Origin of the sequence: Bacillus sp. ChL18, from assembly GCF_026241425.1 — a bacterium.
In the GTDB taxonomy this organism is placed as follows: domain Bacteria; phylum Bacillota; class Bacilli; order Bacillales; family Bacillaceae; genus Bacillus; species Bacillus velezensis.
Map to the genome: position 1 here is coordinate 1457059 of NZ_JAPHWE010000001.1, position 12566 is coordinate 1469624.

A 12566-nucleotide genomic window follows, 5' to 3' on the forward strand; every position below is an offset into this window, starting at 1 on the left:
GGAGGTGCCGGCCCTCTCCCTTTTTCAGTCAAATATTTCAAATTGAACTTTCTTAGAAGACTGTGCGCCAGCTGCAAAAACGACGGTTCGAATCGCTCTTGCAGTCCGGCCTTGCTTTCCGATAATCTTACCGGTATCTGACTTATTGACAGATAAGCGCAGCGCAATCTTTTGATCAGTCTCTTCCTTTGTGACCGTTATGTCTTCCGGATGGTCGACAAGCGGAGCCACAATGCTGACAATCAAATCTTCCAAGTTCTGATCAGTCATTACTTGCCTTGTTTAGCGTTGTGGAATTTTTCCATAATTCCTTGGCTTGAGAACAAGTTGCGGACTGTGTCAGAAGGTTTAGCTCCTGTTTGAAGCCATTTAAGAGCAAGCTCTTCGTTGATTTTCACTTCAGCCGGCTTTGCAACCGGGTTGTATGTGCCGACTGTTTCGATGAAACGGCCGTCACGCGGTGAACGAGAATCTGCTACAACAATACGATAGAAAGGAGATTTTTTTGCTCCCATACGTTTTAAACGAATTTTTACTGCCATTTTACTAGCACCTCCGAAAATATTTCAACAAGATAGTATATTAACAATGATAAAAGTGTTTGTAAAGTGTTTTTTCTTAACAACGGTTTTATCATGTATAACCGATTACATAAAAGGTAATTTAAAGCCTTTTTTCTTCCCTTTTGTCATGTTGGTCATCTGCTTCATCATTTTTTTCATTTCCTCAAACTGCTTTAAAAGACGGTTGACTTCCTGAACGGATGTTCCGCTTCCTTTGGCAATCCGCTTCCGCCGGCTGGCGTTAATGATATCCGGCTGTTCTTTTTCAAGAACAGTCATTGATTTAATGATCGCTTCCACATGATTCAGCTGTTTTTCATCGACTTGGATGTTTTTTAAGCCTTTCATTTTGCCTGCGCCGGGCATCATTTGCAGCAGTTCGTCAAGAGGCCCCATGTTTCGGACCTGGCCGAGCTGCTCCAGAAAATCATCCAATGTGAAGCTCATCGTTCTCATTTTCTGCTCAAGCTCTTTGGCTTTGTCTTCATCAACGGTCGCCTGAGCTTTTTCAATCAGCGTCAGCACGTCACCCATTCCGAGAATCCGGGATGCCATCCGTTCAGGATGGAACGCTTCAAGAGCATCGAGCTTTTCTCCCATTCCGGCGAATTTAATCGGCGTTTCGGTGACCGCGCGGATAGAAAGCGCCGCACCTCCGCGGGTATCCCCGTCAAGCTTTGTTAAAATGACACCCGTTAAACCGAGCTGGTCATTAAAGCTTTTGGCGACGTTTACCGCATCCTGACCGGTCATTGAGTCGACGACAAGGAAAATTTCCTCAGGATTTGCGACTTCCTTTACGCCGGAGAGCTCATCCATCAGTTCATGATCGATGTGCAGCCGTCCGGCGGTATCTAAAATCACATAATCATGATGCTCTTCCTTCGCTTTTTCAATCGCCTGTCTGGCAATTTCCACCGGGCTGACCTGATCGCCAAGCGAAAAGACCGGCATATCAAGCTGTTTCCCCAGGGTTTCCAGCTGTTTAATCGCGGCGGGGCGGTAAATATCCGCAGCCACGAGCAGCGGTTTGCGATTATGTTTTTTGCGCAGCAGGTTGGCAAGCTTCCCCGTGGTTGTCGTTTTACCGGCACCTTGGAGCCCGACCATCATAATAACGGTCGGCGGGCGTTTGGCGACGGCAATTTTGCTTTCTTCGCCGCCCATCAGCTCGGTAAGCTCTTCTTTTACGACTTTAATAACCTGCTGACCGGGTGTCAGACTCTGCATAACGTCCTGTCCGACAGCCCGTTCACTTACTTTTTTCACAAAATCCTTTACGACTTTAAAGTTAACGTCAGCCTCAAGAAGCGCAAGACGAACTTCACGCATCATCTCTTTTACGTCTTGTTCGCTGACTTTTCCTTTTCCGCGGATTTTTGAAATCGTCTTTTGCAGTCGGTCGGCTAATCCTTCAAATGCCATTGTTTGCCGCCTCCTAATCTAATTTCTCAAGCGCTTCAATCAGAGCCGTCATTTTTTCCTCTTCCTGCAACCCGGAAGCAAGCTCTTTCAGCTTTGTAAACATTTCTTTACGCTCCTGAAACTTTTTAAAAAGGAGCAGTTTTTCTTCATATTGTTCAAGCATCGCTTCAGTCCGTTTGATGTTATCGTAAACGGCTTGCCTTGAAACGTCATACTCTTCGGCTATTTCACCAAGGGAGAAATCGTCCAGATAATAAAGCGACATATAGCTCTTTTGTTTTGACGTCAGCAACGACTGATAGAAGTCAAATAAATAGTTCATTCTCGTCGTTTTTTCGAGCGACATTTGAGCTCTCCCCTTTGTTAAGTCAAATCCCTTTACAAAAACTTAGTTTACATGGTTTCAGAGCGTGTGTCAAGTTTTTATCTTGTCAAAGCATGATGCTCTTTTTACATAATAAGTTTTTTCAAAAAAATTCATATAGACCGTCGTTAAAATACTCGAATTCTTGTTTTGATACACGGTAGCGGCAATAGCCTTCGTAAAAAGCATTGAGGCATGCTTCATTTGTGACAAAATGACTGATCGCTAATGATTCATCATATCGCGGATCTCCCGCCGATATTCCCGCAGCATCGATAAACAGATAGACCTCTCCGTCTTTCACCAGCACATTATCAGTCGTGCAGTCACCGTGAATCATTGTCTGCTGAACAGGAACAGGCCTGTACCTGTCCAATTCCTTCAAAAGCTCTGCACTTCCTTCAGCCTGCCCTTTTTTGACATATTCCCCGGCTCGTTTGATTTGCAGATCGAGCCAGTCTGTTTCCGGCTGTAAACCAGAGACCATGTCGGTTTCATGCAGCCGTTGCAGAAACCGGCCGAAACTTTTGATCAGCTTTTTCTTTTCAGTATCCCCTTTTGCTTTTCTTAAAGCCGAAGTCAGGGTGATTCCATCCTCAAATGACATGATGATATGGCTGGCATGCTGTTCCTGTATCATCCCATAATAAACAGGAACAGGCAGACGACGAGTTTCCGTCAGTTTTTGTAAAACGAAGGCTTCTCTCATTAACCATTCCCGATACTTCTGTTGAAAAGAACTTTTCAGCAGAAATGCGTCTTGGCCGGTCACTATTTTTCGAACGGTTGAAGTGCCTCCCTGTTCATCCAACAGCGACATATGGTTTATTGCGCCGATCTTACTTTCCAATTCAGCTTTCAGCCATTTGTCCAACAATTGCCCCCTCCATTCCGATCTATCAATGCGTATAAAAAAACGAGTATAAAACCGTCCATTTTATACTCGTTTTTTATTCATTAATCCTCGGCTTTTTCAACTAAATCAGAAAAGAGACCGTATACGTAAGATTCTGCATCAAACCGCTGGAGATCGTCAACCTTTTCTCCGAGGCCGACCAGTTTCACCGGGATGTGAAGCTCATTGCGGATTGCCAGGACGATACCGCCTTTTGCGGTGCCGTCAAGCTTCGTTAACGCGATACCCGTCACATTCGTCGCTTTAGAGAATTCTTTCGCCTGCGCCATCGCATTCTGGCCTGTCGTCGCGTCCAGCGCAAGGAGAACCTCATGCGGAGCCTCAGGCACTTCGCGTTCGATGACGCGTTTGACTTTTTCAAGCTCTTTCATTAAGTTAACTTTATTCTGAAGGCGGCCTGCCGTATCACAAATCAGCACATCCGCTCCTCTTGCTTTAGCCGCGTGTACGGCATCATAAATAACCGCCGCAGGGTCGCTTCCGGCAGCCTGCTTAATGACAGGCACGCCTGTACGCTCCCCCCACACTTCAAGCTGTTCAATCGCCCCGGCTCTGAAGGTGTCTCCGGCAGCGAGCACAACGGATTTGCCTTCATTCTTCAGCTTATGGGCAAGTTTTCCGATCGTTGTCGTTTTTCCGACGCCGTTTACCCCGACAAGCAGAATAACGTTCAGGCGCCCGTCCTGAATATTTAATTCAGAAATCTGTTCGTCGCCGCTGTTATAAATGTCGACAAGCTTTTCAGAAATGACGGACTGCACTTCCTGAGGATCCTGGATGTTTTTCAGCTTCACTTCTTTTTTGAGCTCATCAATCAGCTCCATGACGGTTGTAAAACCGACGTCAGCGCCAATCAGCACTTCCTCAAGCTCCTCGAAGAAATCCTCGTCGACTTTCCGGTAGCGGGAGACGAGTTCGTTCACTTTATTCGAGAAGGAATTTCTTGTTTTTTCAAGACCATCTTTAAATTTTTCAGAGACGGAGTCTGTCTGTTTCGTGATTTTCTCTTTTAATTTTTTAAAAAAGCTCATCTTTCAACCTCTTTCCTCGTTACTGAACGAATTCTTTTGTTTCTTCCAGTTTGACCGAAACCATTCGGGAAACGCCGGATTCCTGCATCGTAACACCGTAGAGGACATCCGCTTCTTCCATGGTGCCTTTTCTGTGGGTGATGACGATAAACTGGCTGTCGCTGCTGTATTTTTTTAAATATTGCGCAAACCTGAATACATTGGCTTCATCAAGCGCAGCTTCCACTTCATCAAGGACGCAGAACGGCACGGGCCTTACTTTCAGAATGGAGAATAAAAGGGCAATGGCAGTCAGCGCCCGTTCTCCCCCTGACAAAAGATTTAAGTTTTGCAGTTTTTTGCCCGGAGGCTGCGCGATAATGTCCACCCCGGAGTTAAGAAGATCATTCGGATCAGTCAGCTTCAGTTCAGCCCGCCCTCCTCCGAATAAAGAACGGAACACGTCGTTGAATTGAGAACGGATCTGGATAAACGTTTCATGGAATCGCTTCGTCATTTCAGAATCCATTTCTTCAATGACTTGAAACAGTGTGTTTTTCGCTTCCGTCAGGTCATTTTTCTGCTCTGTTAAAAACTGGTACCGTTCGTTTACTCTTTCAAATTCATCGATGCTGCCGAGATTGACCGTTCCGAGCTCTTCAATTGAGAGCTTGATCAGTTTGACCCGTTTTCTCGCCTCTTCAGGCTCGATTTCAAGCTGATATTGTTCTTTAGCCCCTTCAAAGGATAAGCTGTATTCCTCGCGTAAATACTGCAAGAGATTATCAAGCTCAACTTCCATCCGGCCGAGTTTTACCTCTTCATCTTTCAGAATTTCTGTTTTTTGCTTGTAGAGACGCTTCATCTCTTTCAGCTCAAGTTCGTTCGTATCAAGCGCCCTCTGAAGCTTCACACGCTGGTCGCGCCGGCTGGCGATCAATTCGATTGTTCTCGTTTTATCGTGAAGCTTATGATGGGCTGCTTCTTCAAGCTGCTCCTCACCGCTTGTGCTGGACGTCATTTCTGAGGTCAGGAGGCTTAAATCTTCCCGTGTTTCTTTCAGAGCGAGCTGCGTTTCCTCAAGCTCTTTTTTCAGCCTTTTGAGGTTGTCTTCTTCACTCGAGCACGCCTGTTCTTTTTTCGCAGCGGCCACTTTACATTCCGTCAGTTCATGAGAGAGCGTTTCTTTTGTTGAGGATAGGGTCTGCTTTTGTTTTGTCAGCCTTTCCATCTCTTCCTCAAGCTCTTTCAGCTGGCCGGATGCCTCACTCAGCTGTTCTTCCAGAGCTGATTTGCGCGTCTCTTTTTCCCGGCTGCTTTCCGTCAGTGATGCTTTCTCCTGATCGTAAAGCTCCAGATGGGTATTGATGTTCTTTTCAGCGACTTCGAGTTCATACAGCCTGCCTTTTACATCCTGCTGCTTTGTTCTGAAAGCTTCACCGTCTTCACGGAGACCGCTCAGCGTATGTTCAAGCTCTTGAATGGCCTGCTTCAGCGTTTTGACCTCTTTTTCGAGCAGAGCTGTTTTTTCTTCCATTTCGGCAAGCCGCGCAGTCACCGTCTCAAGCTCACGGCTTCTGCCGAGCAGAGAATTGTTTTTCTTTTTGACCGCGCCGCCTGTCATTGATCCGCCTGGATTGACGACATCGCCCTCAAGCGTCACGATGCGGTAGCGGTGCCCGAGAAGCTTGGCCAGTTCATTCGCGCCTTTTAAATCTTCAGTGATCAGCACGGTGCCGAGAAGGTTTTGAATAACATTCCGATATGCCGCATCATATGTGACAAGCCCGCTCGCTGTGCCGAGGAAAGACGGATGCTTCTGAGCCGTCTGTTCATCACGGGTTTGGAGCTGGCGCGGTTTCATAACCGTAAGCGGCAGGAACGTCGCGCGGCCGAAGGAATTCTGTTTTAAATATTGAATCGCTTTCCGCGCCGCCTGCTCATCGTCTGTGACAACGTGCTGCGCCGCTGCGCCGAGTGCAATCTCGATCGCCGTTTCATATTTTTGTTCGGTGGCAATCAGTTCGAGAACGGCGCCGCGGATGCCGCCAAGCTGCTCTTTCTGTTTCAGCACTTCTTTTACGCCTTGGTAAAATCCTGAAAAATCGCCTTGCATCGTTTCAAGCATATCTTTTTTGGATCTGGCCTGCTGGACGAATTGATAAGCCTGATACAGCGCAGATTCTTTCTTTTCATATTGGCGTTTTTTCTGTTCATATGCTGTCTGGACTTCGCGAAAGCGGACGACCTGATTGTGAATATCCTCTTCAACGGAGGCCAATTCTTCTTCGCACGCCGCTTTGCGGACTGCAATATCGTTACGTTCTTCAAGGTATTTTTCATTGTTTGCTGTCAGTCTCGCCTGCTGGACCGCAGATTGGGACATCTGGTCATCTAAAAGCTGCAGCTCGTTGCGAATCGACGCCTGACTGTTTAACAATTCAAAGTAATCGCTTTTTAATTGTTCGATTTTGTCTTCTACATTTTCATTATGCAGACTGAGAGCCTGCTGCTTTTCTTTCACCTGGGCGTTTAACCGCTTCACTTCCGCACGAAGTTTATCATAGACGGCAGACTGTTTTTCAATGTCCGCTTTCAGTTCGGCTTCTTTGTTCGTGTAATGTGTAACGGATTCCTCAAGCTGTTCCCGGTTTTGCGCGGCGTTTTTTTTGCGCTCTTTCAGCACTTCTTTCCGGCCTTCCAGCTTTTCCAGCTCTTCACTTGTCACGAGCAGAACCTGCTGCAGTTCGTTGACGGATTCATCAAGCGCGTGGATTTTATCTCTCGTCTCTTCTATCATCGCTTCTTTTGCGGACAGAGCCGATGATTCCGCCAATTCTTCTTCTTTTGCCGCCTGCACCTTTTCTTTTAAACCCGACCATCTGCCATGCAGTTCTTCGATGTCAAAGGCGGTAAGGGCGATTTCGACATGTTCAAGCTCTTTCTTTTTTTCTAAGTAGTCTTTGGCGATTGAAGCCTGGATTTTCAGCGGTTCGACCTGATCTTCAAGCTCGTGGAGAATATCTTCCACCCTGTTTAAGTTATCCTGCGTCTCAAACAGTTTGTTTTCCGCTTTTTTCTTTCTTGTTTTATATTTCAGCACGCCGGCCGCTTCTTCAAAAATACTGCGGCGGTCTTCCGCTTTGCTGCTGAGAATCTCTTCGACTTTCCCCTGGCTGATAATAGAGAATGCTTCTTTCCCGAGCCCGGAGTCCATAAATAAGTCAATGATATCTTTCAGGCGGCACTGCTGATTGTTGATGAGAAATTCACTTTCTCCGGAACGGTACACCCGTCTCGTCACGCTGACTTCGTGGTAATCGATCGGGAGAAAATGATCTTCATTATCAAGCGTTAACGTGACTTCGGCAAGGTTCAGCCGCTTGCGCGAATCACTTCCCGCAAAAATGATATCTTCCATTTTTCCGCCCCGAAGCGAGCGGGCTGATTGTTCGCCGAGCACCCAGCGGATGGCTTCGGTAATGTTGCTCTTTCCGCTGCCGTTCGGACCGACAACGGCCGTGACGCCTTTTACAAAGTCAACGGATATCCGTTCTGCAAATGATTTAAATCCTATAACGTCTAAACGTTTGAGGAACATCCCAGATCCTCCTTATCGTATAAGTATCTCAATATTATCATAATCACCCGCTTATATCAGGCGCAGACATACTGAAATCCCCCTAGGGAAACAGGGGGATTTTATTGTTTCGTATGATGTTTTTGCATTTTTGCAAGAGCTTCCTGTGCCGCATGCTGCTCGGCTTCTTTTTTGGAACGTCCGTTCCCGATACCGAGCGCCTCACCTTTAAGAGAGACAAGCGCCTCGAATTCCCGGTTGTGGGCAGGCCCTTTTTCATTGAGAATTTTGTACTCAAGCGATCCTTTTCCGTCCCGCTGTACAAATTCTTGAAGCTGGCTTTTGAAATCCATCACATGAGAAAAAGCACCATCGTTTATTTTAGGGAACACGTACACTTTCAGGAATTGCTGAACCGGCTCAAGGCCCTGATCCAGATACAGTGCGCCGATAAACGCTTCAAACACATCCGCTAAAAGCGCAGGACGCTTTCTGCCGCCCGTCATTTCTTCTCCTTTTCCCAAGAGAACAAGATCGCCGAATGACAATTCATGGGCAAGTGAGACGAGTGACGGCTCGCATACGATAGCGGCTCTCAGCTTCGTCAAATCTCCTTCACTCATGGCCGGATATTTGGCAAATAAGAATTGGGAGATCGTCAGTTCCAAAACAGCGTCACCTAAAAATTCAAGCCTTTCATTGTCTTCATACGGCTTTTTCCGATGCTCATTCACATAAGATGAATGTGTAAATGCTTGATACAAAAGTTTCTCGTTTTGAAAATGAACCGAAATCCGTTCTTGGAACTCTTTAAATTGCTCTATTTTTTTATAGAACTTTTTTTTATCTTTAAAATGTGAGTGTTTTGACATAGTAACCTCCATAGGCACATCAGGTTCACTGCGCTCCCCGCCGTAAACGGAATCGGCAGCGCGTACAGCGTCAGACGCCGGTAACCGAACGATTAAAGGGCTAAAGCCCCGCTGTCAGGCGGGACTTTTAGCATCAGCTTATTGCTGGTTTTGTATGTAGTTCACAGCGTCGCCGACTGTTGCAATCTTTTCAGCATCTTCGTCAGAAATCTCCATATCAAACTCGTCTTCAAGTTCCATAACAAGCTCAACTACATCTAGGGAATCAGCACCTAAGTCTTCCTTGAAAGAAGCTTCAAGTTTGACGTCAGCTTCATCAACGCCAAGGCGGTCTACGATGATTTTCGTTACACGCTCTAATGTATCTGCCATAGCAATTCACCTCCCCTCAAGTATTATAGAGGATTCGTTTTTAAAAAACTAGAGAAACTAGGATGAAATTTTAAAAACAAATCTTTACATCACCATTCCGCCGTCAATATGAAGGGTTTGGCCCGTCATATAACGCGATCCTTCAGACGCAAGGAACGTAACAACGCTGCTGATATCGGAAGGATCACCGAAACGCGCGAGCGGAATCTGCTTCAGCATTTCATCTTGGACTTCTTTAGAAAGCTTGTCCGTCATATCTGTAGAAATAAAGCCCGGAGCAATGGCATTGACCGTAATATTTCGGCTCGCAAGCTCTTTGGCTGATGACTTCGTTAAGCCGATTACACCGGCTTTTGCCGCCACATAGTTCGCCTGCCCAGGGTTTCCGCTGACGCCGACGATTGATGATACGTTGATAATCCGGCCGGAGCGCTGTTTCATCATCTGTCTTGTCACGGCTTTCGTGCAGTTGAATACACCTTTCAGGTTAATGTTAATGACATCATCCCATTCATTTTCTTTCATTCTCATCAGAAGATTGTCTTTTGTGATCCCCGCATTGTTCACGAGAATGTCGATTGAAGAAAATGCAGCGACAGCCTCTTTCATCATGTTTTGTACTTCTTCGGAATTTGATACATCGGCTTTTACCGCGATCGCGTTTCGGCCCAAAGATTTGATTTCATCTACGACTTCGTTCGCTTTCGCTTCATTCCCGGAGTAGTTGACTACTACGTTACAGCCGTTTTTCGCAAGATCAAGCGCGATCGCCCGCCCGATTCCGCGGGACGCTCCCGTTACCACTGCTGTTTTTTCATTAAGCATCCTGATTCTCCTCCTTCAGCGTTTGAATCGCCAGTTCGATGGTTTCATGGTCAGAAACCGAGATTGTTTTAAGGCGGCGGTTCACTTTTTTCACAAGGCCTGAAAGCACTTTTCCGGGCCCGATTTCAACAAACGTCGTGACGCCTTCGTCAATCAGTTTGTTAATGGTTTCTTCAAAGCGAACAGGTGAATACAGCTGTTCGATCAGTTTTTTCTTGATATCGTCTTTTTCTGTCATAACGTCAGCCGAAACGTTTGAAATCACGGGAACAGCCGCATTTTTTAACTCACAGGCGCTGAGCACCTCCTCGAGTTTTTGCGCTGCCGGCTTCATTAATTCAGAATGGAACGGTCCGCTTACTTCTAATGGGATTGCCCGTTTGGCTCCGTTGTTTTTCGCTTCTTCTGAAGCCAGCTCCACGCCTTTTGCCGTTCCGGAAATGACGATCTGGCCGGGGCAGTTCAGGTTTGCAAGCTGTACGAGATGACCGTTTTCCGTCACTTGATCCGTCACCTTTTTCAAGGACTCCGCATCCATTCCGAGAATCGCTGCCATGGCGCCTTCTCCGGCCGGCACGGCTTCATTCATGAATTCTCCCCGTTTTCTTACCGTGTAAACGGCATCTTTAAATGTCATCGCTCCCGCCGCAACAAGCGCCGAATATTCTCCGAGGCTGTGGCCGGCGGTGAAATCAGGGGTGATGCCGGATTCTTTAAACTTTTCCAATACGGCGATGCTTGTTGTCAACAGCGCGGGCTGCGCATTGTATGTAAGGGTCAATTCTTCGGCGTCACCTTCAAAAATGAGCGAGCTCAGCTTTGTTTCAAGCGTTTCATCCGCTTCATCAAAAATACGTTTTGACGCTTCTTCGCGTTCGTACAGGTCTTTTCCCATACCGATATATTGTGATCCCTGTCCGGGAAATAAAAATGCAATCTTACTCATGATGCGGTAACCTCCAGACTACTCATCTGTTTTTTCTTCTTTTACTTCTTCTTCTATAAATGCGGCCACGTTTTGGCTGACCATTTCTCTCGCCTGGCGCAGCGCATGGTAAACAGCGCGTGCGTCAGAAGAGCCGTGCGCTTTAACGACGGGCGCTTTCAAACCGAAAAGACTCGCCCCGCCGTACTCAGAATAGTCCATTTTCAGTTTCATTTCCATCAGCTTCGGCTTCAGCACTCCCGCTGCGAGCTTAGAAACAAAACTTGAAGTCAGTGTATCTTTCAGCATTTTAAAAATCGATAACGCTGAACCTTCCAATGTTTTCAACGTGACGTTGCCCGTAAAGCCGTCTGTGACGATGACGTCAGCAGCGCCTTCGAGCAAGTCTCTCGCCTCTACGTTTCCGACAAAATTCACGTTTGTTTCTTTTAATAATTCAAACGTCTTTTTTGTCAGGTCGTTTCCTTTCTTTTCTTCCGTGCCGACATTTAACAAGCCGACGCGGGGCGAGCTGATTCCGAGAACCTGCCGGGCATATACAGATCCCATAATTCCGTACTGGACGAGATGCTCCGGTTTGGCATCGACATTGGCTCCCACGTCCAAAAGAAGGAAACCGTCGCCTGAAACGGTCGGAAGCGTCGGCGCAAGCGCAGGCCGGTCGATTCCTTTAATTCTGCCGACGATAAACAGTCCCGCTGTCATGAGTGCGCCTGTATTCCCCGCTGAGATGCAGGCGTCCGCTCTGTTTTCAGCCACTTCCTGCGCCATCAGCACCATAGAAGAGTTTTTCTTTCTGCGTACGGCGCGGACCGGTTCATCCGTCGGTTCAATCACTTCATCGGCGTGCAACACAGTGATGCGGTCTGATGTTGTTGGCAAGTGTGATTCTATCGTTGTCTTGTCACCGACCAGCGTAATATGAAGATCGTCAAATGCCTCAATACTCTTCATTACTCCGTCAATAACAGCTTTGGGTGCGTTGTCGCCTCCCATTGCATCTACAGCTATTCTCATGCATGCTCCACCTTTATGATTGTTTTGAACGGTACATGTCAAAGCTGCCGGAGAACACGACTTCTTCTCCCACATAGCTGTTGACTTCAACTACCGTTCTGCCTTTTTCTTTTTCGACTGCCGTCACTTTGGCTTTCGCAACGACGCGCTCGCCTTCTTTCACCTGTCTTGTAAAGCGGATATTTGCGCTTGCGGTCAGCGCCAGCTCATCATCAATGACGGCTACGGCGAGTGAGTTCGCCTGCGCAAACAAATGATGCCCCCGCGCAATTTGATTGCGGCTGAAGACATGTTCGCGTCTTACTTCTAATATGGAAATGGCCTGGCCGTCAAGCTCCAGATCAATAATTTCACCGATCACTTCGTCTAAAGACAGTGATTTCACTTCATCATCAAGCGTTTGTTCTGCCACGTTTTTAATTCTTTCCCTCAGCTCCGGTATTGAGAGCTCTAAGCGGTCTAAACGGATCGTCTGAATGCTGACGCCGAACTTCCCCGCTAATTCTTCATCTGTGATGAAGGGTGTCGATTTGATCGTCTGCTGCAATAGTTTTTGGCGTTCTTTTTTGCTTCTTCTCATCTGTAAACACCATCCGGACAATTAAGACTAGGTACTAATAGTAGTATATAATCTCATAGATTGGAATGCAATGATTGTTTTTTGAAAGCCGCCGAA

13 protein-coding genes are annotated in these 12566 nt (G+C 46.8%); all 13 read right to left on the minus strand.

Going from position 1 to position 12566, the window contains the following annotated elements; translation table 11 throughout:
* Positions 1-24 precede the first annotated feature (24 nt).
* The gene (locus OQ477_RS07225; protein ID WP_007611392.1) at positions 25-270 is read right to left on the minus strand and encodes a KH domain-containing protein; all 246 of its coding nucleotides are present in this window, start codon (positions 268-270) and stop codon (positions 25-27) included.
* On the minus strand, positions 270-542 hold the full coding sequence (rpsP, locus tag OQ477_RS07230; RefSeq protein WP_003154296.1) for a 30S ribosomal protein S16: 273 nt from the start codon (positions 540-542) through the stop codon (positions 270-272). Before rpsP ends, OQ477_RS07225 begins: the two co-directional genes overlap by 1 nt.
* 105 nt (positions 543-647) lie before the next feature.
* Complete coding sequence (gene ffh / locus OQ477_RS07235; protein ID WP_007409763.1) at positions 648-1988, minus strand: signal recognition particle protein; 1341 nt, start codon at positions 1986-1988, stop codon at positions 648-650.
* A 13-nt stretch (positions 1989-2001) separates the two neighbouring features.
* A complete protein-coding gene (locus tag OQ477_RS07240; protein WP_003154299.1) occupies positions 2002-2334 on the minus strand; it encodes a putative DNA-binding protein in 333 nt (110 codons plus the stop codon).
* Positions 2335-2455: 121 nt separating this feature from the next.
* On the minus strand, positions 2456-3226 hold the full coding sequence (locus OQ477_RS07245; RefSeq protein ID WP_072176998.1) for a phosphotransferase family protein: 771 nt from the start codon (positions 3224-3226) through the stop codon (positions 2456-2458).
* Positions 3227-3309: 83 nt separating this feature from the next.
* Positions 3310-4299, minus strand: a complete 990-nt coding sequence (ftsY, locus tag OQ477_RS07250; RefSeq protein WP_003154301.1) for a signal recognition particle-docking protein FtsY — start codon at positions 4297-4299, stop codon at positions 3310-3312.
* 19 nt (positions 4300-4318) lie between these two features.
* Positions 4319-7879, minus strand: a complete 3561-nt coding sequence (smc, locus tag OQ477_RS07255; RefSeq protein ID WP_265971967.1) for a chromosome segregation protein SMC — start codon at positions 7877-7879, stop codon at positions 4319-4321.
* A gap of 101 nt (positions 7880-7980) precedes the next feature.
* Positions 7981-8730: a ribonuclease III gene (gene rncS, locus OQ477_RS07260; protein ID WP_014417754.1), complete on the minus strand. Its 750-nt coding sequence runs from the start codon at positions 8728-8730 to the stop codon at positions 7981-7983.
* 138 nt (positions 8731-8868) lie between these two features.
* Complete coding sequence (gene acpP / locus OQ477_RS07265) at positions 8869-9102, minus strand: acyl carrier protein (protein WP_003154310.1); 234 nt, start codon at positions 9100-9102, stop codon at positions 8869-8871.
* An 84-nt stretch (positions 9103-9186) separates the two neighbouring features.
* The gene (gene fabG / locus OQ477_RS07270; protein WP_003154312.1) at positions 9187-9927 is read right to left on the minus strand and encodes a 3-oxoacyl-[acyl-carrier-protein] reductase; all 741 of its coding nucleotides are present in this window, start codon (positions 9925-9927) and stop codon (positions 9187-9189) included.
* Entirely contained in the window at positions 9920-10873 is a 954-nt protein-coding gene (fabD, locus tag OQ477_RS07275; protein WP_003154316.1) for an ACP S-malonyltransferase, read from the minus strand. The genes fabG and fabD overlap by 8 nt, the downstream gene beginning before the upstream one ends.
* An 18-nt stretch (positions 10874-10891) precedes the next feature.
* Positions 10892-11890: a phosphate acyltransferase PlsX gene (gene plsX, locus OQ477_RS07280; protein ID WP_007409758.1), complete on the minus strand. Its 999-nt coding sequence runs from the start codon at positions 11888-11890 to the stop codon at positions 10892-10894.
* Positions 11891-11903: 13 nt separating this feature from the next.
* Positions 11904-12470: a transcription factor FapR gene (gene fapR / locus OQ477_RS07285; protein ID WP_003154320.1), complete on the minus strand. Its 567-nt coding sequence runs from the start codon at positions 12468-12470 to the stop codon at positions 11904-11906.
* Between the last annotated feature and the right edge of the window lie 96 nt (positions 12471-12566).